The organism is Micromonospora sp. WMMD737 (genome assembly GCF_049179055.1).
Lineage (GTDB): Bacteria > Actinomycetota > Actinomycetes > Mycobacteriales > Micromonosporaceae > Micromonospora > Micromonospora reichwaldensis.
This window is the reverse complement of the sequence record NZ_JBMHMH010000001.1, coordinates 6910146-6930410: the sequence shown is the minus strand read 5'-3', so window position 1 is coordinate 6930410 and position 20265 is coordinate 6910146. Positions and strand designations below refer to the sequence as shown.

Sequence of the window (20265 nt, the reverse complement as noted above, 5' to 3'; positions counted from 1 at the left end):
CCTGGGGCTCAGCCCGCTGTCCCGGGTACGGCTCGACGAGCTGCTCCAGGAGATGCTGGACCGCGTCGGCGAGGTGGTGACCAGCCGGGAGCGGCTGCGTGCCCTGCTCGACGCGGTGGTCGGCATCGGCACGGACCTGGACCTGCGCAGCACCCTGCAACGGATCGTGGAGTCGGCCTGCGAGCTGGTCGGCGCCCGCTACGGCGCGCTGGGCGTGATCGGCCACGACCGCCTGCTGCACGACTTCATCACCTACGGCATCGACGCGGAGCTGCACGCCAGGATCGGTGACCTGCCCCACGGGCGGGGCGTGCTCGGCCTGCTCATCGACGACCCCCGCCCGCTGCGGATGCCCGACATCACCCGGCACCCGCAGTCCTTCGGGTTCCCGCCGCACCACCCGCCGATGCACAGCTTCCTCGGCGTTCCCGTGCGCATCCGCGACCATGTCTTCGGCAACCTCTACCTCGCCGAGAAGCAGGGCGGCGCGGAGTTCACCGAGGACGACGAGGAGATCGTCGTCGCGCTCGCCGCCGCGGCCGGCGTGGCGATCGAGAACGCCCGCCTCTACGCGCTGGCCCACCGCCGGGAACGCTGGCTCGCGGCGACCGCCGAGATCACCACCGTGCTGCTGGGCGAGGTGCGCCGCACCGACGCGTTGACGCTGGTGGCGCGGCGCGCCCGCGAGGTCGCCGAGGCGGAGGTCGCCCTCGTGCTGCTCTACGACCCCGACGGCGAGAAGTTCACCGTCGAGGTGGTCGACGGGGCCGACGAGCAGGCCGGCGCCCTGGTCGGCACCGCGTTGCCGGCGGCCGAGACGAGCTTCGCCGCCGCCGTCATCGAGGGCCGGCACGACCAGGTGGCGGACCTGGCCCACGCCGCGCCCTGGCCGGCGCTGCTGCGTACCGGCCCGGCGATGATCGCGCCGCTAGCCACTGCCGACACCCTGCACGGGGTGCTGGTGATCGCGCACCGGGCCGACCGGGCGCCCGTCGCCAACGACGACGACATGGCCCTGCTGGGCAGCTTCGCCGGGCAGGCCGCGCTGGCCCTGGAGCGGGCCCGCGGGCAGGAGGAGCGGGAGCTGCTGGTGGTCCTGGAGGACCGCGAGCGCATCGCCCGGGACCTGCACGACGTGGTCATCCAGCGGCTCTTCGCCACCGGCCTGCAGTTGCAGAGCGCCGCCCCGATGACGACGAAGCCGGAGGTCGCCCGGCGGATCAACGCGGCGGTCGACGACCTGGACGCCACGATCAAGGACATCCGCCGCACCATCTTCGAGCTGCGCACCCCGATGAGCGCGGCGCTGCGCACCGAGATCCGGGAGGCGATCGAGGTGGCCGCCGAGTCGCTGGGCCACCGGCCCCGCCTGGAGCTGACCGGGCCGATTGACAGCGCCGTCCCCGACGCGGTCCGCCCGGACCTCACCGCCGTGCTGCGGGAGGCGCTCTCCAACGCCGTACGGCACGCGCAGGCCGACCGCGTGGCGGTGGCGGTGCGGGTCGAGGCGGGCCGGGTGACCGTGACCGTCACCGACGACGGGGTGGGCTGCGACCCGGCCGCCGCGCGGGGCGGCCTGGTCAACCTGCGCGAGCGCGCCGAGCGCCACGACGGCGAGTTCGTGGTACGCCGGGCGGTGCCCCGGGGCACCGAGGTGTGCTGGTCGGTGCCGCTGCGCGACTGAGCCCGCAGGCGGTGCTGCCGGGCGACTGGGCCCGCAGACGGTGCCGCCGCGCGGCTGGGCCCGCAGGCGGTTTCGTTACGCGGCTGGGCCCGCAGGCGGTGCCGCCGGTGCGACTGGGGCCCGCAGGCGTCAGTGGGACTTGCCGAGGAGGCGGGTGGCGAGGACGGCCGCCTGGGTGCGGCGCTCCAGGCCCAGCTTGGCCAGCACGCTGGAGACGTAGTTCTTCACGGTCTTCTCGGCCAGGAACATCTTCCCGGCGATCTCCCGGTTGGTGAGGCCCTCGGCCACGTACTCCAGGATCCGCCGCTCCTGCTCGGTGAGGGACTTCAGCTCGCGGGGCTGCTCGACGCCGCTGCGGATGCGCTCCAGCACCCGGGTGGTGATCGCCGGGTCGAGCAGCGACTGCCCGGCCGCCACCCGCCGCACCGCGTCGACGAGGTCGGTGCCGCGGATCTGCTTCAGCACGTAGCCGGAGGCGCCGGCCATGATCGCCGCGAAGAGCGCCTCGTCGTCCTCGTACGAGGTGAGGATCAGGCCCTTGATCGAGGAGTCCACGGCCCGGACGTCCCGGCACACGTCGATGCCGTTGCCGTCGGGCAGCCGCGCGTCGAGGATCGCCACGTCCGGCCGCAGCGCCGGGATGCGCCGGGCCGCCTCCTGGGCGAGGCCGGACTCGCCGACCACCTCGATGTCCCCGCTGCTTTCCAGCAGGTCGGCCAGGCCACGGCGGACGACCTCGTGGTCGTCGAGCAGGAACACGCGGATCATCCCTCGTTTCTACCCGCTGTCGACCCCTTCCCGCACGGGTCGAAGGTCCCGAACCGGCAACGCCCGCGCCACCGGCGGCCCGAACGGGCCCGCCGACCAGTGACAGGGCGGTCGAGCCGAGGTCACCGGCCCGCGACACGGCCGAAGTCCCGCACGTGCGACGGGGCCGGTCGGGCCCGGCGGGACGGGACGTCCGGCCCTGCCCGGGCGACGCCCCGGCGACGCACCGTGGAGACGTACCACCCGCCGGCGCACGATCTGCCACGGAAGGAGCACGACCATGGACATCCGCTTCACCGTCGAGCAGCTACGGGCCGCCGCCACCGACGCCGTACGCGCGCCGTCGCTGCACAACACCCAGCCGTGGCGGTTCCGGCTGCGCGACGGCGGCATCGAGGTGCTGGTCGACCCGGACCGGCGGCTGCCGGCCACCGACCCCACCGGCTGGGGCGTGCGGATCGCCTGCGGGGCGGCGCTGTTCAACCTGCGGCTCGCCCTGGCCGTTGCCGGCACCCCGGCGACGGTGCGGCTGCGCCCCTACCCGGCCCAGCCGGACGTGGTGGCCCGGCTGGTGCCGGACGTGCCGCGCCGCCCCACCCCCGCCGAGCAGGCCCTGCACGCCGCCATCCCCCGCCGGTTCAGCAACCGCGCGCCGTTCTGGCCCGACCCGGTTCCCGCCGACGCCCGCTGGCGCCTCACCGAGGCGGCCCGCACCGAGCAGTGCTGGCTGGAGCTGGTGGTCGGCGTCAGCGCGGTGAACGCGTTCGGCGAACTCGCCCGCAGCTCCCACCGGGTGCTGGAGCGCAGCCCGCAGTACCGGGCCGAACGCCAGGAGTGGGTGCGCTCCGCGCCCGCCCCGGACGGCATTCCGGCCGCGTCCGGCGGCCCGCAGGGCGAACCGCAGGACCTGCTGCCGTCGCGGGGCTTCGGCGGCCTCGACCGGGCGCCCGGGCGGGACTTCGAACCCGAGCCGCTGGTGGCGGTGCTCGGCTCGCCCGGCAACACGGCCGTCGACCAGGTCGTCGCCGGGCAGGCGTTGCAGCGGGTGCTGCTGACCGCGACGGACTCGGGGCTGGCGGCGTCGATGCTGTCCCAGCCGATCGAGGTGCCGTCGGCGCGCGAGCAGCTGCGGCTGTCGCTGGGGCGCTTCGGCACCCCGCAGATGGTGCTGCGCGTCGGCTACGGCCAGCCGGGCTGGCCGACCCCCCGCCGCGACGTGGACGAGGTGCTCGACCTGCCGGTCACCCGGTCCTGACCGGCAGGTCGAGCCGGCACCTTCCGTCCGACCGGATCAGGCGTCACCCGCGCCCGTCGCGGCGAGCAGCGCCGCCTCGCGGTCGGGGTCGAGCCCGACGGGGGCGCGCTGCGGTCGGCCCGCCCGGGGCGGGACGGTGCCCACCTTCCGCAGCCACGCCCAGGTGTCGGCGACCGTCTCGGCCGCCGGGCGGCAGGTCAGCCCGGCCGCGTACGCGCGCTCGACGCCGCGCTCCTGCAACCAGCGGTACGCGTGCCCGGCCGGGACCCAGATCGGCAGGTCGTTCCACGGCTCCACGCCGGCGGCCAGGATCGGCTCCGGGTCGGTCCAGCGCAGCCGGGCGTCGGCGTCGGTGGCCGCGACGCAGGCGTCGAGCAGCTCCCCCATCGTCGCGTGCCCGGGGCGGCTCACCGCGTTGAACGTCCCGCCCGGGCCCGCCGCGCCCAGGTCCAGCATCCAGCCCGCCAGGTCCCGCACGTCGACGTACTGCACCGGCAGGTCGACCGGGCCGGGCGCCAGCACGTCTCCGCCCCGCGCGATGCGCGTCAGCCACCAGGGCAGCCGGCCGATGTCCTCCCCCGGCCCGAGGATCAGCCCGGCCCGGGCGATCAGCGCCCGCTCGCCGAACGTCTCCCGCACGGCCCGCTCGGCGCCGGCCTTGTTGGTTGGATAGCCGCCCTCGTCGGCGTCCGGCTCCGCGTCCACCACCGGAGCGTCCTCGCCCACCCCGGCCGCGACGGGCGGCGCGTAGACGGAGCCGCTGGAGACGTAGACGTACCGGCCGACGCGGTCGACCAGCGCGCGGGCGGCGTCGCGCGCCGCGCGGGGCGCGCCGTCCCAGGTGTCGACCACCAGGTCCCACTCGCCGTCCGCGAGCGCCGCCAGGCCGCCGGGCGCGGTCCGGTCACCCCGCAACCGGTGTACGCCCTCCGGCGTCGCGCCGTGCAGCCCCCGGTTGAACACGGTCACCGCCCAACCCCGCCGTACGCCCTCGGCGACCGTCGCGCCGCCCACGAATCCCGTTCCGCCCAGCACCAGCAGCCTCATGCGCTCCACTGTGCCCGCTCCGGGCGGCGCGCCGGTTCCGTGTTCACGGTCAGCGGATCTGCCCACGGCAGAACCCCCGGCCGGACGGAAACGATCCGAAGTGGACGGCGGATGCCTCCGGCCGGTGAAGGAAGAGCTGTTTGACAGCGCGCGCGTCCGGTTCGCCCCCGACGGGCAGGACCGCGCTCGGCGCCCCGTCGGGAACCCGACACGTCCTCCCCCGCCGCGCCGTCGTTCCGTAGCGTTCCGGGTGCTTTCGGATCGGTCTGGGGGAGGCACGGGTGTCCGAGGTCGTCGTTGAGGTCAGTTTCACGCCGCTGCCGGAGGACGACGACTTCGTCCTCGACCAGCTGACTGACGAGCTCGTGGAGGACCTCGGCGACATCGGCGAGGTGCGGCGGCTCGAGGCGCCCACCGGCCCCGACAGCAAGGGCGTCGGCGAGCTGGTGCTGGCCACCGTGGCCGCGGTCGCCGGCGCCGACCCGGGCTACGCGCAGGCACTCGTGGACCTGGTGGTGGGCTTCCTCAACCGCAACCAGGGCCGCCGGGCACACCTGAAGATCGGTGCCGTCGAGCTGACCATCGACCAGGCGACCAAGGCGGAGACCGCCCAGCTGATCGACCTCGTCCGTGATGCGATCGCGCATTCCCGCTGATGGGTCGGCACGCCCTGGTGCTCGGCACGGCGACCTACCACGCCGCCCCGAAGCTCACCGCGCTGCCCGGCGTCCGGCAGGACGTCGAACAGGTGCGGACCGTGCTGGACAGCGACGGCGACTTCGACAGCGTCGACGCCCACGTCGACCTGCCCGCGGCGCGCATGAAGCAGGTCGTCGAGGAGTTCTACGGCGCCCGGCGCACCGGTGATCTCGCGCTCTTCTACTACTCCGGCCACGGCGTCCAGCACGACGACCGGCAGTCCCTCTTCTTCGGCACCATCGACACCGACACGACTCTCCTGCACACCACGGCGTTCGATGTCGAGGGCGTCCTGCGGCACATGCTCAACCACACCAAGGCCAGCCAGAAGGTGGTCCTGCTGGACTGCTGCTTCTCGGGCTCGTTCACCGCCCGTCACCGGTTCAGCGGCGGCGTACGGCAGGAGCCCCGGCGTCTCAAGCGCGAGCGTGGCACGTTCATGCTCCAGTCGAGCAGCCATCTGAAGGCGTCGAAGGCGCAGGGCCCGGACCGGCCCTCGGTCTTCACCGAGGTCCTGCTCACCGGCCTCCGCGGTGCGGCCCGGGCGACCGCGGAGGACGGCTGGCTCACCGCGAGCGACCTTTCCCGGTACGCGATGACCGAGATGTCACGTCGCCGGGAGGAGAAGCCGGTCGAGTCGAGCGAAGGCGTCACCGACCCGATCCCGCTGGTCGCGGGGTCGGACGAACGGCCACCGCGGAGCCCAGGCGTACGGAGCGACGAGCCGGAGGACGCACCCTTCGACACCGAGCGGTGGCGTCGTCTGCTCAACTACCACGTCGCCTGCCTGCAACGCTCCGCCGTCCTGCAGTTCTTCGTGAACCCGGCGAACAAGGACTCGTACCTCGCTGCGCCCGCGGGCCGGGAGATCATGCTCTCGGCCACCGAGCCGGTCGCACTGAAGGAGCGCGGCCAGCGGCTGGCCGGGCTGGCCGAGGCGGGTGGCCGCTGTCTGCAGTACGGCTACCCGGTCGTGGCGCTGCCGCAGAAGGGCACCCAGCAGGTACGACTGGCGCCCCTGCTCGTCTCGGACCTGACCGTGGGAGACGACGGGTTGGCGCACCCGGCGCCGCCACAGCCCAGTCCGGCCCTGATCGACCATTTCCAGCTGGCTGCGGTCGAGGCGGACGAACTGCGGCAGGCAGTGGCCGAACGACTCGTCCCCGGCGAGCACAAGTCCCTCGCCGAGGTGGCCGAGCTGGTGGCGAACACGTTCGGACTGAAGCCGGTGTCCGCCCTCGACCCGGAGAATCTGGTCGGGATGGTCAACCGCGGGCCCGTCAACCGGGTGCAGAACGCCGGGATGCTGTTCGCCGCGGGCAGCGCGGAGTCCCCTGAGCGACAGCTCATCGAGGACCTGCAGGACATCATCAAGAACGCGGGGAAGAGCGCATCGACCGCACTCGGCACGTTGTCGAGCGGTGTCGAGGCCGGGGCGGATGAGCAGGATGCCGACGTCCTGACGGTGGCGTTGAGTTCGGTCAACGAGACTCAGGAGGACGTCATCCGGGCGGCGATGAGCCGACCCCTCACTGTCGCGCAGGGACCGCCCGGCACCGGCAAGAGCCAACTGGTGACCGCATTGCTGGCGACCGCCACGGCTGCCGGGCAGAGCGTGCTGATCGGCTCGACCAACAACCGGGCCGTCGACGAGGTCGTCGAGCGGGTCACCGGCATGGTGGGCCCGGGCCTGGTGCTGCGTACCGGGAACAAGGAGTACCGGCAGCAGGAGCCGCAGTACCTCGCCGAGGTGATGCAGGCATGGCCACCGCCTGTGCCGGAGGCCGGCGGACCGGCCAACGAGCTACGACTCGTGGCGCAGGAGATCAAGCGGTTACGCGAGGATCTCGACGAGCGTCGCCGCCTCGAACGGGATCTCGCCGACCTCGCCTTCGAACGGGACCGCTCACTCGCCGACACCGACGACGCCGTCCTGGCCAAGCTGGTCGACCTCACCGACCGGGCACTGACGAGCCGGTGGTTCGGGTGGTGGTATCGCAGGCGACTGCGGTCGCGAGGCGTGTGCGACCGGGATGCGACCACCGCCCTCGGCGAACAGGCGGTCATCGAGCAGTGCTGGCGCGAGCGACGCCAGCGACTCCAGTCCCGGCCGGGCACCGCCGAAGAAGTCTGGAAGCGGCTACGGACGCTGCAACACGACACCAGACCCGCGCACAGCGACCAACTGGTGCGGGCACAGATCGCCGCCCGGGTGGCCGGCAACACGACCCTGCTCCGCAACCGCGCCGACGAGATGGCCAAGCCGGAAGCACGAAGCTGGGCCTACATGAGCGAGCTTCTCGCCGCGCTACCGGGCTGGGCCGTCACCGCGATGTCCGCCCGCCGGCTGCTGCCCAGGGCAGGGCTGTTCGACCTGGTGATCATCGACGAAGCCGCGCAGTGCACCGTCGCTGCCATCCTGCCGATGCTCTACCGGGCGAAACGTGCCCTGATCATCGGCGACCCGCGCCAGCTCACACCGGTCGTCGAGCTCTCCGACACCGACGACCGGGGCGAGCAGGCCCGCGCCGGGCTCGGACACGAGTGGCTGACCAGCCGGCGGCTCACCCACCGGAACCACTCGGCGTACGAGGCGTTCGCGACCGCGGCGGGCAGCACCATCCTGCTCGACGAGCACTACCGCTGCCACCCGGAGATCATCGACGCCCCGAACCGGGTCGTCTACCAGAACCGGCTGACGGTTCTCACCGACCCGGCCCGGCTGGCCGCACCGGCCGAGTCCGCCACCCGCTGGGTGGACGTGTCCGGCCGCTTCACCCGGGGCGCCACAGGCTCCGGCCGCAACGCTGACGAGGTTCACGCCGTGGTGGACGAGGTCCAGCGGCTGCGCAAGGAGTACCCGGGCGTCACGATCGGCGTGGTGACGCCACTGGCCGAGCAGCAGCGGATCCTGGACCGCGCGCTCCAGGACGCCGGCCTCGCCGACGACCTGCGGTGCGCGTGCTGGCCGATCTCGCCAGCCCGCCCGCGCCGACGGCCACGGACGCCGGCGTCGACGCGCGGCCCGTCGACCAACTGATCGCCGGTCTACGCGAGGCCGGGCTGACAGTGCGTTGGGGCACGCCACTTCCGGGTTATCCGGTCGACCTCACGCTCCGCCTTCGCGACAAAAGCCTGGCGGTGCTTGTCGACGATCCCGAGGGTGACCCGGATGGAAGGCCGCTACGACGGATCCTGAGCAGGCTCGACATCGTCGCCGCGGCCACGGAGGTCAGGCGGGTACCGGCCTGGCGCTGTCTCGCCGAACCGGAGCAGGTGGTGAAGGAACTGCGCGACGCAGTCGAGGGAGGCATTCGCAAGGGCGACGCCTGATCACCGTTCATCAAGGAAGACAGCTGGTGGGCGATACTGGGTTTGAACCAGTGACCTCTTCCGTGTCAAGGAAGCGCGCTCCCACTGCGCCAATCGCCCGGGGTGACCGCCCGACCCGGCAGGCCGGATCACGAGGGGCGGATCGCGAGCGGACGACGGGATTCGAACCCGCGACCCTCACCTTGGCAAGGTGATGCGCTACCAGCTGCGCTACGTCCGCGTGCCGCCGGTGTTCGTCGGCGACGGGGGAAACTCTACCCGACGGCAAGATCGCCTGGCACGCCGCCCCGCCGACGACCGGACCGGGCGATGATTGCGCTGGTAGACCACGGGGTACTGGGGCCATCGACAGCACACCACATCCCCTGACCAAGGAGGCTGTCGTGGGTATCGGCACCAGCATCTTCCTGATCGCGCTCGGCGCGATCCTCACCTTCGCGCTCGACGCGAGCCTCGGCGGCATCAACCTCGACGTCGTCGGGTGGATCCTGATGGCCGCCGGCGTGCTCGGCCTCATCATGACCACGCTCATCTGGGGACGCCGCCGCCAGGTGGTCAGCACGACCGAGCCGGTCGAGTACCGGCGGGTCGAGGAGCGCCGGGACGTCGCACCGCCGCTCTGACGCTCATCCACGCGGCCGCCGGAGCTGAACGGTCGCGCAACGCACTGCCGACGTGCCGGTCACCCGGAGCAGGGTGGCCGGCACATCGCGTCCGCCAGCCGAAAGCTCCGCCTGGGTGGGGAACGACGAAGGCCCGTCACCATTCGGTGACGGGCCTTCGTGTTGGTGGGCGATACTGGGTTTGAACCAGTGACCTCTTCCGTGTCAAGGAAGCGCGCTCCCACTGCGCCAATCGCCCTCGCTTGTTACCGAGGTGGGGACGGGATTTGAACCCGCGTACACGGCTTTGCAGGCCGTTGCCTCGCCTCTCGGCCACCCCACCGAGGTTGCCCCCGTCATGCGTGGCGGCAGCTCCGAGCGGACGACGGGATTCGAACCCGCGACCCTCACCTTGGCAAGGTGATGCGCTACCAGCTGCGCTACGTCCGCACGTCTCCGGCGTTAACCGGTGACGGGTGAGAACTTTAGCCGAGCGGGCGAGCGGTTGCCAAATCGGGGTGGCTGCCGGCGAGTCGGGTGGGACCGGCCCGCCGCACACCTGCGGCGGAAGGGTGACGTACCGCCCGCCACCTAGGCTTCCTAGGAGGATGGGCCGGGCTCGTCCCGCCGCCCGCAGCCGCGGCGGGCTGCGGACAGGATCCGCTCCGGGAACTGTCCGGATTCCGACTCTGGCGGGCAGGACGGACCGTGATCCGTAACTGCCCGTGTTCGATCGGATGGGCTACGGTAACGGCGTGACGAGACGTGCGGCGGAGATCCGCCTGGATGCCCTGCTGCGCACGGCCTGTGACGTGATCGTGGAACGCGGCCTGGCCAACACCCGCACGGCCGACGTGGCCCAGGCCGCCGGGGTGAGCCAGGCGCTGGTCTTCTACCACTTCGCCACGAAGGACCGGCTGCTCGCGCAGGCGTTCGCGTACGCGGTGGAGCAGGATCTGGCCCGCCTGGACGCGGTGATGCGCTCCAGCGCCCCGCCCCTGACCAAGCTCCGCCGGATCGTCCGGCTCTACACGCCGGCGGGCCGGGCGACCTCCTGGGCGATGTGGATCGACGGCTGGGCGGAGTCGCTGCGTACCCCGGAATTGGAGAAGCTCTCCCGCCGGCTCGACCTGCGCTGGCGCGAGGACCTGGCCACGGTCATCTCGGACGGGGTCCGCGACGGCACCTTCGAGTGCGCCGACCCGTCCGGGGCGGCGTGGCGGATCAGCGCGGTGATGGACGGGCTGGCGGTGCAGCTCGCGGTGCACGACCGGGTGATCTCCCGCCGGCAGTTCGCCGAGTGGGTGCGCCTGCTCACCGCCCGCGAGCTGGGGCTCGACCCGACGCAGCTGGACTGAGCCGGGCCCGGCCGGCGCGACCGGCGCTCCGGCCGCCCGCGAAGCCGGCAAAACGGCTCGGCTCCCCGGGGCAGCCGGAACAATCGTCGGCATGGACCCGCTGGAGACGTACCGCCGCAGCCTGGCCGAGTTCACCGACCGGGTGGCGCAGGTCGGCCCCGACCAGTGGTCGGACCCGACCCCGTGCCCCGACTGGGACGTCCGGACGCTGGTCAACCACGTGGTGGGCGAGGACCGGTGGAGCGTCGCGCTGCTCGCGGGGCGGACGATCGAGCAGGTCGGCGACCGCTACGACGGCGACGTGCTCGGCCCGGACCCCGCCGGCGCGGCCCGGGAGGCGGCGGGGCAGGCCGAGCTGGCCTTCACCCACCCGGGGGCGCTGGAGCGCACCGTCGGGCTCTCCTCCGGCGAGACCCCCGCCGACGAGTACCTGCACCAACTGACCGCGGAGCACCTGATCCACGGCTGGGACCTCGCCGTGGCGATCGGCGCGGACCCCCGGCTGGACGCCGACGCGGTCGCCGCGTGCGCGCAGTGGTTCGCTCAGCGGATCGGCGACTACCAGCGGGGCCGGCTGGTCCGGCCGGAGGTCGACGTGCCGGCGCGGGCGGACGAGCAGGACCGCCTCGTCGCCGCCTTCGGCCGCGACCCCGACTGGGCGCCGTGAGGGACCGACCGGCCGCGGCGGGGGTCGCGCGGCGGGCCGGGACGCGGACCCGGTCGTCAGGCGGCCGCCGGGCCACGTCGACGGCGCTCCCGCAGCCGGCGCAGGGCCGGCGGGTGGACGTTGGCCAGCGTCAGGTCCCCGCCGTAGTGGGCGAGCACCCGGTGGTCCATCAGCCGGCGCCACACCGGCGGCACCAGCGCGGCCAGCACCATCGTGGCGTAGCCGGCGGGCAGCTGCGGGGAGGACTCGAAGGTGCGCAGCGTCTGGTAGCGGCGCAGCGGGTTCGCGTGGTGGTCGCTGTGCCGCTGGAGCTGGAAGAGGAAGATGTTGGTCACGCTGCGGTCGCTGTTCCAGCTGTGCCGGGGGTCGACCTTCTCGTAGCGCCCGGCGGGGGTGCGCTGCCGCGCCAACCCGTAGTGCTCCAGGTAGTTGACCACCTCGAGCAGGGAGAACCCGACCACCGCCTGGAGCGCAAGGTACGGCAGTACGCCCGGGCCGAGGGCGACGGCCAGCGCCGCGTAGAGCGCGAGGGTCATCGCGAACGCGTTGAGCACGTCGTTGCGCCACGTCCACGGGCTGCGGCCCCGCAGGCGGAACCGGGCGGCCTCCAGCCGCCACGCCGAGCGCAGGCTGCCTGAGACCGTACGCGGCCAGAACGCCCAGAAGCTCTCCCCCAGCCGGGCGCTGGCCGGGTCCTCCGGTGTGGCGACGCGGGTGTGGTGGCCCCGGTTGTGCTCGACGTGGAAGTGCCCGTACGCGGCCGGCGCGAGGGCCACCTTGGACAGCCAGCGCTCCACCGTCTCGCGCTTGTGGCCCAGCTCGTGGGCGGTGTTGATGGCGATGCCGTCGACCACACCCATCGTGGCGACCAGGCCCGCCGCCCCGGCCACCGTCAGGTCGCCCCGGGCCCAGACCGCGCAGCAGAGCACCAGCCCGGCGTACTGGGCGGGCAGATAGAGATAGGTCAGCCAGCGGTAGTAGCCGTCGGCGGCCAGCCGAGGCACCGCCTCGTCGGGCGGGTTGCGCCGGTCCTCGCCGACCAGCAGGTCGACCACCGGGATCAGGACGAACACGGCGGCGGGGGTGAGCCACCAGGCCCAGGCGTCGCCGGTGGCCCGCCAGGTCGCCCAGCCGACGAACGGCAGCGTCGGGACGAGCAGTGCCAGCGGCCACCAGGGCCGGCGGGTGTCCCGCCAGCCGGCGGCGGTGGCGGGCGCTGTGGGGTCGAGGGCCATGGCCGGCCTCCGCTCTGTCGCGGTCCTCCCTCGACTGTGACAGCCGTCACGTCTGTGTACAAGGGACTGTTTTTGTCGAAACCAGCGCGGGAAGGGGCGCCGCTCCGGCATCCGCGAGGGCTCCCGCGACGCGCCGGGCCGCCTTGAGTAGGCGCGACCCTTGTCCCCACCCAGGCAGGCTGATATCCACAGATGCGCATGCGTAACCACGCTGCGCGGGCCGGCGGAGGGCCGGCCACCCCGCTCCCACGAGGAGGTCCCGTGGCACAACCGGAGTGGACACCCTGGATGAGTCGGCGTCGACGCCGGCTCATCCCCGTCCTGGCGGCGACCGCGGTGGCGGCCGCGCTGCTGCCCACCGGACCCACCGCAGCCGCCCCCACCGGCGGTGCCTCCGCCGAGCGGCGCTCCGGCCCGTTCGCCGAGGGGCAGCACCAGCACGCCGACGTCGACAACCGCCCGGGTACCGCCGCCCCCGACGCGCGGCAGCGGGGCCTGGCGCGCAGCGCCGACCCGGACGCCCGCTGGAACCGGCTCGGCACCCCGCACGCGCTCGGCCCCGGCAGCGCGCCCCTCGCCACCGGCCTGCCCGCCGAGCCGGAGGCGGCCGCCCGCGCGTACCTCACCGGGCACCAGGACCTCTTCGGGCTGGACGCCGCGGCGGTCGACGCGATGGACCGGGTGCTGGTCCGCCCGGTCGGCGCCGGCGCCGTCGTCACCCTCCGGCAGCGCTTCGGCGACCTGCCGGCCGGGCACGACGGCCTGGTCACCGTCGCGGTCGCCGGCGGCAAGGTCCTCGCGGTCAGCTCCTCGCTGTCCCGGGACACCGACGCGCCGGCGCCGGCCACCCTCACCGACGAGCAGGCGTACGCCGCGGCGCGCGCCGACGCCGGCCTGACCGCCGAGGCGGTACGCAGCCACAGCGTCCGCGCCGTCGCCGTGCCCACCCCGCTCGACGGGCCCCGGGCCGCGTACGAGGTGACCCTGATCGGCGCCGACACCGACCACCCGGCGGCGTTCACCACGTACGTCGACGGGATCACCGGGCAGGTGCTGGTCCGCGAGGACCTCGTCGACTTCGACTCGGACAACCCGAGCTGGGCGGTCTTCCCGGCCACCCCGCCGCGCGACCTCGGCCCCGGGCAGGACCCCCGGGTGCGCTGGTGCGGCGACCCCGCGCCGGGCTGCCAGGCGGCCTTCCGCGACCCGGCCACCGGGCAACCGTGGGACGTCGACGCGGCCACCGGCACGCCGACGGGCACCGCCCGGGGCAACTCCGCCAACACCGTGCTGTCCTGGGGCGGCGGCACGCCGGCCGTACCGGCCACGCCCAGCCTCCAGCGCCGCTACGAGTACCCGTTCACCGACCAGTGGCACCAGGCCCGCTGCAACCCGGAGGTGTTCACCTCGGCGCAGCGCAACGACGGCGACGCCGCGATCGCCAACCTGTTCGCCATGCACAACCGGATGCACGACTGGGCCTGGCACCTCGGCTTCACCGAGGCGACCTGGAACCTCCAGGCGGTGAACCTGACCCCGCACGGCCTGGGCGGCGACGCCGAGCAGGGCCGCGCCCAGCAGGGTGCGCTCAGCGGCAACCGGAACAACGCCAACCAGGGCACGCCGCGCGACGGCCTGCCGCCGACCACCAACATGTACCTGTGGCAGCCGCAGGCCGGCGGGCCGTACCCGCCCTGCGTGGACGGCGACTACGACATGACGGTGATCGGGCACGAGTACACCCACGCCATCACCAACCGGATGATCGCCGGCCCGGACAGCGGCATCAGCGGGCACCAGGGCGGCTCGATGGGCGAGTCGTGGAGCGACCTGCTCGCCGCCGAGTACCTGTTCCAGCACGGGCTGCGCGCCCCCGGCGAGACGCCCTACGTCACCGGCGGCTACGTCACCGGCAACCTGGTCAGCGGCATCCGCAACCACGACTTCAGCCGCAGCCCGCTGAACTACTCCGACGTCGGCTACAACACCGGCGGGCCCGCCGTGCACGCCGATGGCGAGATCTGGAGCGCCACCAACTTCCGGGTGCGCGCCGCGATGATGAAGCGCTACGGGGTCGGCACCCCGCAGCGGCAGCTCGACTGCGCGCAGGGCAGGGTGGCGGTGGAGCAGTGCCCGGGCAACCGGCGCTGGTCGCAGCTGGTCTTCGACTCGTTCCTGCTCCAGGCCGCCAGCCAGGTGAGCATGCTCGACATGCGGGACAACATGCTCACCGCCGACCTGCTGCGCTTCGGCGGCGCCAACCAGGACCTGCTCTGGGCGGAGTTCGCCCGCTCCGGGATGGGCCGCGACGCCGCCACCAACGGCGCCGCCGACACGGACCCGACGCCGAGCTTCGCCGCTCCGGGCGCCGACAACGCCGTGCTCACCCTGCGCCCGAAGGGCGACAGCGCCGACGCGCCGATCCGGGTGTACGTCGGGGCGTACGAGGCGCGGGCGGTGCCGGTGGCCGACACCGACCCGGCCACCGCCCTGCTGGACACCGTCGAGCTGGTGCCCGGCACGTACCAGCTGCTCGCCGTCGCGCCCGGCTTCGGCCACCAGCGGCTGACCGTGGTCGCCAAGGCCGGCAAGGAGGGGTACGTCGACCTGCGGATGAGCCGGAACCTGGCGTCCACGGCGTCCGGCGCGACGGTCACCGGCGACGGGGTCAACCTGGACCGCATCGCCGACGACACCGAGGCCACCAACTGGGCCTCCCTGGACGGGGTGGCCGGTCGGCAGGTGACCGTGGCGCTGCCCGGGGACGCGCCGCAGGTCGTGAAGCGGGTGAACGTCAGCGCCATGCTGCGCCCGGCGATCGCCGGCGACGCCGACGCGGGCGGCCAGAACGCGCTCAGCGCGCTGCGCTCGTTCGCGGTGTCGGCGTGCAACGCGAAGACGACCGACTGCGCGGATCCGGCGAACTGGCGGCGGATCCACACCAGCGCGCCCGACGCGTTCCCGGGCGGGGCGTACCGGGCGTACGTGCCGGACATCAACCTGCGCGAGTTCGCGGTGCCGACCACGCTGGCCACGCACCTGCGGTTGGAGGTGCTCGCCAGCCAGTGCACCGGCGGCCCCGCCTACGCCGGTGAGCAGGACGACGACCCGGCGACCACCACCGACTGCGCGACGGCCAGCCCGGCGCGTACGCAGGTGCGCATCGCCGAGTTCCAGGCGTTCTCGAAGTGACCGCCCGTCGGGGCCGGTCGGCGCGCCGGCCGGCCCCGACGGACCACCTCCGGCCGTCGACCCGGGCGGACCGCCGCCGGGCATGCGTCCCCCGTGACTGCGCCGGACAGTCGTACCTGTGGCCCTCGGTCAGCGGCGTGCCGCCCGCCACCGCGCGGGCACGGCGGCCCGTTCCCGGCGCCGGTCCGGCCCGACGTCGTCGTCCGCGCCGGCCGCCCGCGTCAGGTGACGCAGCCGCAGCAGCAGGCCGAGGCCGAGCGAGAGCAGCAGCCCACCGAGCAGGAACGCTGCCTGCACGGCCCCGAAACCGCCCGCCCCCGCCACCGGCCGCCCCGCGCCGGCCGCTGGCGGCGCCCCGGCGGCCACCGGCTGGTCGGTCGCCGAGTCGTCGGTCGTCGGCTCGTCGGTGGTGGGCGCCGCCCCCGGCTCCGCCGCTCCCCCCGTCTCCCCTGCCGGTCCGGTCGTGTCCGCCGGGGCGGGGCGAGGCTCCGGCTCCCCGGGCGCGGCCGTCCGGGCGGTCGACCCGACCACCGACCGCGTGGCCGTCTGTCGGGACAGCAGCCGCAGGTTCGCGTCGTACGCCTCCGCCGCGAGGGTGATCCGCCCCCGGGTGACGTCCCCGGCGAAGGCCAACCGGTAGCGGGCGGTGACCGTCCGCCCGGGGCAGAGCGTGCCCGGGTCGAGCCGACGGTCGGTCAGCCGGGCCACCTCCCCGTCGGCGCGGACGTCCAGCGGGAACGAGCCGGTCTCCTCGATCCGGTCCACCCTGACCTGGTCGAGCCGCATCCCGCGCACCCGCAGCACCATCGACCAGCGGACCTTGACGCAGCCGCCGTCGTCGCGGGAGACCACGGCGGAGACGGTCTCCACCCGCCCCCCGGCGGTGAACTCGTCCGGCAGGCCGCTCAGCTCGGTGGCGAAGGCCGCCTGCGCGGGCGCGGGCAGACCCGCCCCGGTCAGGCAGCCGAGCACCACCCCGGCCCGTAGCGCGTACCGCCACACGGTCGCCACCGTTCCCACCTCCCGTCGGTCGTCGCCAACCCGCAACGCTGCCAGCGCCGCCGGCCGGCCGGTAGACGGGCGTGTTCGCACCGGTCGCCAAGCGCGGCGGCCGATTTCACCGCGAGTGGTGAACCGGTCACCCCCTCCCCGCGACACGCCGGGCCCGACGACCGCGCGGCGGCGACCGGCCGAGGGGTGACCGCGCGGCGGCGACCGGCTCGCGGCGGCCGGCCGGGGCGGCCCTCGACCGGCCGCCGGTCGGGGGCGATCCGGGGTGGCGCCGGTCGGTGGGTTCGGGCGGCGGGGGACAATCGCCGGCGTGTCCGACCTTTCCGCCGCCTTCGTCCGCCTGCACGCCAGTCTCTCCCCGGTCGCCTTCGTTCCCGAGGTGCGGCTGCACCAGGCGGACGACGCCATCGGCCTGTGGGAGCTGACGGAGGGCGAGTTCCGCAGCGCGCAGCCGCCGCCGTTCTGGGCCTTCGCCTGGGCCGGCGGGCAGGCGCTGGCCCGGTACGTCACCGACCACCCGGAGCTGGTCGCCGGCCGCCGGGTGCTGGACCTCGCCGCGGGCTCCGGCCTGGTCGCCATCGCCGCCGCGCGGGCCGGCGCCGCCGCCGTGCGCGCCGTGGAGATCGACGAGCTGGCCGTCGCCGCCGTCGCGGTCAACGCCGAGGCCAACGGGGTACGCGTCGACGCCGAGCTCGGCGACGTCCTCGACGGCGACGCCGGTGGGGCCGAGGTGGTGCTCGCCGGGGACGTGTTCTACAGCCAGGCGATGGCCAACCGGGTGCTGCGCTTCCTGCTCCGGGCCGCCCGCGCCGGGGCCCAGGTGCTGGTCGGCGACCCCGGCCGGGCCTTCCTGCCGCACGACCGCTTCGACGAGCTGGCCGTCTACGACGTGCCGGTGCCCGAGACGCTGGAGAGCGTACGGGTGAAGCGCACCACGGTGTGGCAGTTGCGGGCGGGGCTGCCGGGGGCGGGCCGCTAGCGTGTCGGCGTGCTGTTCCGGAGCTGGGCGCATACCGCCGACGCGCACTGGCCGGACGTGGCCCGGGTACGCGACCACGTGGGGGTCGCGCACCTGGTCGTGACCCGGCACGCCCTGGTCCGTGAGGTGCTCACCGATCCGGCGACGTACCGGCCGGACAACGCGCTGGACGCGGTGACCCCGATCCCGGTGGCCGCGCTGCGGGTGCTGGCCGGGCACCGGTTCCGGCTGCCGCCGACCCTGGCGAACAACGGTGGCGCCAGCCACCCGGCGATCCGGGCGATCGTCGCCGACGCCCTGCACCCGACGCGGGTCGCCGCGCAGCGGCCCTGGCTGACCGATCTGGTCCGGGAGCGCGTCGGCGGCATCGCCGCCACCCTGGCCGCCGGCGGGTCGGTGGACCTGTACGCCCGGCTCGCCGCCGACCTGCCGCTGCTGGTGCTGGCCCGGCTGGTCGAGCTGCCGGACGCGCCGGTCGGCGCGGTGAAGGAGTTCGCCCGCGCCGCGCTGGAACTGTTCTGGGCGCCCCTGGACGCCGACCGGCAGCAGGCCCTCGCCGTCGAGGTGGGCCGCTTCCACCGGGTGCTGCGGGAGTTCGCCGCGACCGGGGGCGGGCTGGCCGGGTCGCTGCGGGCCGCCGGGCACCCGCCCGACGTGGTGGTGGGTGCGCTGTTCTTCCTGCTGGTGGCCGGCCAGGAGACCACCTCGCAGTTCCTCACCCTGCTGTTGCACCGGCTGACCGGCGAGCCGGCCGTGCTCGCCGGCCTGCGCGACGGCACCGTCGGGGCCGCCGACGTCGTCGAGGAGGGGCTGCGGCTGGAGCCGCCGATCGTGACCTGGCGACGGGTGGCGGCGGTGGACGCGATGCTGGGCGGGACGGCGGTGCCGGCGGGCACCAGCATCGTGCTCTGGCTGGCTCGCGCCGGCCGCGACCCGGCCACCGTCGACGCGCCGGACGAGTTCCGGCCCGGGCAGCGCGGTTCACGCCGGCACCTGGCCTTCGGGGCCGGAGCGCACCGCTGCGTAGGCGACCAGTTGGCCCGGATGGAGGCGGCCGTGGTGGTCGCGGAGACCGCCCCGCTGCTGGACGGCGTCAGCGTGCTCCGCGAGCCGTGGTGCCCGGACAACCTGACCTTCCGGATGCCCGACGCGTTCGTCGTCCGCCAGCGCTGAGCGCCTCCCGACCACGTCGCGTCCCCCAGTGGCCGGCCGGGCGCCGTCCGGGGCGACCGGCACCGTCCCGGGCACCCTCCGGGACGACGGGCTACGGGCACGCCGACTCTCGCCGGACGTGGCCACCGGACCGCACAGCCGACGGCGACGGGCGACAGGCACGCTGTCGAGCTGCCCCATCTGTGAGACCAGCCCGATGCCCTGGAACGCCCCCCACGCCGAGGCGTCCCCGCGTCGACGCTCCCGATCGCCAGGCCGAGGCGTCCCCCGCGTCGACGCTTCCGTTCGCCGGTAAGGGGAACCGGTCTGAGCCCGCTGCCCAGTCAGCGGGGTCGCCAGGACCGCAGGCGGCCCTGATCCGGACAGCGGAGCGCCTGCCCCGTCGATGCGGGCAGCTCGACAGTGTCGGGCGACCGCCATCGCCGCCCGCAGACCGCGGGGCGCGGGGCGCGGGGCGAGCTGACGAAAGTCAGTGCCGGAGGGTGTCGTTCGGGCGCGGCGACGGCACGGGGCCTGGACCTAGCGTCGGCGCATGATCACATTACGTGGGTTGACGAAGCGGTTCGGGGGCACGACCGCCGTCGACGCCCTGACCGTCGACATCGGGCCGGGGCGGGTCACCGGATTCCTCGGTCCGAACGGCGCGGGCAAGTCCACCACCATGCGGATGATCCTCGGGTTGGACCGGCCCACCGCCGGGCAGGCGCTCGTGCGCGGGCGGGCGTACCGGCAGCTGCGGCGCCCGCTGCACGAGGTCGGCGCGCTGCTCGACGCCCGGGCCGTCCATCCCGCCCGCTCGGGTCGGGCGCACCTGCTCGCGATGGCCCGCAGCAACGGGATACCGGACCGCCGGGTGGACGAGGTGCTCGCCACGGTGGGGCTGGACGCCCGTACCGCCCGACGAGCCACGGGAACACCCCGGCGAAGAGCAGCACGGAGGCGAGCAGGAACCAGGTGCCCGCGCCGGTGCCGAGCAGCCCCAGGTTGAGCGCGGTGCCGCCGGCCGCGAGCGCGGCGAAGGCGACGGCGGCCGTACGGGCGGTGGCGCTGCGGCGACCGGTCAGGTAACTGAACACCGGGATCGCGAAGAGGAAGTTGCCGTCCAGGAGCGACCCGAGCACCACGACGACCAGGGCGACCACCGGCCAGCGCCGGCTCACCGCGACCGCCACCGTGAGCAGCAGGAGCGTGCCGGCGAGCCGGGCGGTGGCCGGCCCCGCGTGCGGCGGGGTGACAAGCGCGTACGCGATCGGGGCAGCGGT

The 20265-nt window shown here is 74.4% G+C and carries 15 protein-coding genes, 5 tRNA genes and 1 pseudogene; 12 read left to right on the top strand and 9 right to left on the bottom strand.

Features of this window, described 5'->3' with window-relative positions:
• Positions 1 to 52: 52 nt before the first annotated feature.
• Complete coding sequence (locus tag ACN27A_RS30730) at positions 53 to 1684, top strand: GAF domain-containing protein (RefSeq protein ID WP_421458683.1); 1632 nt, start codon at positions 53 to 55, stop codon at positions 1682 to 1684.
• A 129-nt stretch (positions 1685 to 1813) separates the two neighbouring features.
• On the opposite strand, the gene ACN27A_RS30725 is transcribed toward ACN27A_RS30730, so the two are convergent.
• The gene (locus ACN27A_RS30725) at positions 1814 to 2452 is read right to left on the bottom strand and encodes a response regulator (protein WP_132233210.1); all 639 of its coding nucleotides are present in this window, start codon (positions 2450 to 2452) and stop codon (positions 1814 to 1816) included.
• Between the two features lie 280 nt (positions 2453 to 2732).
• Between ACN27A_RS30725 and ACN27A_RS30720 the strand changes: the two genes are divergently transcribed.
• A complete protein-coding gene (locus ACN27A_RS30720; protein ID WP_421457969.1) occupies positions 2733 to 3707 on the top strand; it encodes an Acg family FMN-binding oxidoreductase in 975 nt (324 codons plus the stop codon).
• A gap of 36 nt (positions 3708 to 3743) precedes the next feature.
• Here the strand turns inward: ACN27A_RS30720 and ACN27A_RS30715 are convergent, their stop codons facing one another.
• On the bottom strand, positions 3744 to 4754 hold the full coding sequence (locus tag ACN27A_RS30715) for an NAD-dependent epimerase/dehydratase family protein (RefSeq protein WP_421457968.1): 1011 nt from the start codon (positions 4752 to 4754) through the stop codon (positions 3744 to 3746).
• 281 nt (positions 4755 to 5035) lie between these two features.
• On the opposite strand from ACN27A_RS30715, the gene ACN27A_RS30710 reads away from it, so the two are divergent.
• Genes ACN27A_RS30710 through ACN27A_RS30700 form a run of 3 tightly spaced genes read left to right on the top strand, consistent with a single transcriptional unit; the run spans position 5036 to position 8786 of the window.
• Positions 5036 to 5410: a hypothetical protein gene (locus ACN27A_RS30710; RefSeq protein WP_421457967.1), complete on the top strand. Its 375-nt coding sequence runs from the start codon at positions 5036 to 5038 to the stop codon at positions 5408 to 5410.
• The gene (locus ACN27A_RS30705; RefSeq protein WP_421457966.1) at positions 5410 to 8493 is read left to right on the top strand and encodes an AAA domain-containing protein; all 3084 of its coding nucleotides are present in this window, start codon (positions 5410 to 5412) and stop codon (positions 8491 to 8493) included. Before ACN27A_RS30710 ends, ACN27A_RS30705 begins: the two co-directional genes overlap by 1 nt.
• The gene (locus tag ACN27A_RS30700) at positions 8409 to 8786 is read left to right on the top strand and encodes a hypothetical protein (protein ID WP_421457965.1); all 378 of its coding nucleotides are present in this window, start codon (positions 8409 to 8411) and stop codon (positions 8784 to 8786) included. The genes ACN27A_RS30705 and ACN27A_RS30700 overlap by 85 nt, the downstream gene beginning before the upstream one ends.
• Positions 8787 to 8810: 24 nt before the next feature.
• Here ACN27A_RS30700 and ACN27A_RS30695 read toward each other — a convergent pair.
• Both ACN27A_RS30695 and ACN27A_RS30690 read right to left on the bottom strand, forming a co-directional pair.
• Positions 8811 to 8885: transfer RNA gene (locus ACN27A_RS30695), tRNA-Val, on the bottom strand.
• 48 nt (positions 8886 to 8933) lie between these two features.
• Positions 8934 to 9006: transfer RNA gene (locus ACN27A_RS30690), tRNA-Gly, on the bottom strand.
• Positions 9007 to 9169: 163 nt separating this feature from the next.
• Here ACN27A_RS30690 and ACN27A_RS30685 point away from each other — a divergent pair.
• Positions 9170 to 9409 (top strand): DUF6458 family protein, encoded by a 240-nt coding sequence (locus ACN27A_RS30685; protein ID WP_091620076.1) that lies wholly within the window; start codon positions 9170 to 9172, stop codon positions 9407 to 9409.
• 163 nt (positions 9410 to 9572) lie between these two features.
• On the opposite strand, the gene ACN27A_RS30680 is transcribed toward ACN27A_RS30685, so the two are convergent.
• The 3 genes from ACN27A_RS30680 to ACN27A_RS30670 form a co-directional block, all read right to left on the bottom strand.
• A tRNA-Val gene (locus ACN27A_RS30680) sits at positions 9573 to 9647 on the bottom strand.
• 13 nt (positions 9648 to 9660) lie between these two features.
• A tRNA-Cys gene (locus tag ACN27A_RS30675) sits at positions 9661 to 9731 on the bottom strand.
• A 34-nt stretch (positions 9732 to 9765) separates the two neighbouring features.
• Positions 9766 to 9838 (bottom strand) — tRNA-Gly (locus ACN27A_RS30670).
• A 305-nt stretch (positions 9839 to 10143) separates the two neighbouring features.
• Here ACN27A_RS30670 and ACN27A_RS30665 point away from each other — a divergent pair.
• Both ACN27A_RS30665 and ACN27A_RS30660 read left to right on the top strand, forming a co-directional pair.
• Positions 10144 to 10746, top strand: coding sequence for a TetR/AcrR family transcriptional regulator (locus tag ACN27A_RS30665; protein ID WP_421457964.1), 603 nt, complete (start codon positions 10144 to 10146; stop codon positions 10744 to 10746).
• 91 nt (positions 10747 to 10837) lie between these two features.
• A complete protein-coding gene (locus ACN27A_RS30660; protein WP_393172213.1) occupies positions 10838 to 11413 on the top strand; it encodes a TIGR03086 family metal-binding protein in 576 nt (191 codons plus the stop codon).
• Between the two features lie 56 nt (positions 11414 to 11469).
• On the opposite strand, the gene ACN27A_RS30655 is transcribed toward ACN27A_RS30660, so the two are convergent.
• The gene (locus tag ACN27A_RS30655) at positions 11470 to 12648 is read right to left on the bottom strand and encodes an alkane 1-monooxygenase (RefSeq protein WP_421457963.1); all 1179 of its coding nucleotides are present in this window, start codon (positions 12646 to 12648) and stop codon (positions 11470 to 11472) included.
• 288 nt (positions 12649 to 12936) lie between these two features.
• On the opposite strand from ACN27A_RS30655, the gene ACN27A_RS30650 reads away from it, so the two are divergent.
• Positions 12937 to 15840 (top strand): M36 family metallopeptidase, encoded by a 2904-nt coding sequence (locus ACN27A_RS30650; RefSeq protein ID WP_421457962.1) that lies wholly within the window; start codon positions 12937 to 12939, stop codon positions 15838 to 15840.
• A gap of 129 nt (positions 15841 to 15969) precedes the next feature.
• Here ACN27A_RS30650 and ACN27A_RS30645 read toward each other — a convergent pair whose 3' ends face one another.
• Positions 15970 to 16851, bottom strand: a complete 882-nt coding sequence (locus ACN27A_RS30645; RefSeq protein WP_421457961.1) for a hypothetical protein — start codon at positions 16849 to 16851, stop codon at positions 15970 to 15972.
• Positions 16852 to 17161: 310 nt separating this feature from the next.
• On the opposite strand from ACN27A_RS30645, the gene ACN27A_RS30640 reads away from it, so the two are divergent.
• The 3 genes and pseudogenes from ACN27A_RS30640 to ACN27A_RS30630 form a co-directional block, all read left to right on the top strand.
• The gene (locus ACN27A_RS30640) at positions 17162 to 17830 is read left to right on the top strand and encodes a class I SAM-dependent methyltransferase (protein WP_357580450.1); all 669 of its coding nucleotides are present in this window, start codon (positions 17162 to 17164) and stop codon (positions 17828 to 17830) included.
• Between the two features lie 9 nt (positions 17831 to 17839).
• Entirely contained in the window at positions 17840 to 19003 is a 1164-nt protein-coding gene (locus ACN27A_RS30635; RefSeq protein ID WP_421457960.1) for a cytochrome P450, read from the top strand.
• 532 nt (positions 19004 to 19535) lie between these two features.
• A pseudogene (locus ACN27A_RS30630) lies at positions 19536 to 19955 on the top strand (ATP-binding cassette domain-containing protein); the annotation flags it as partial.
• Positions 19956 to 20265: the final 310 nt, after the last annotated feature.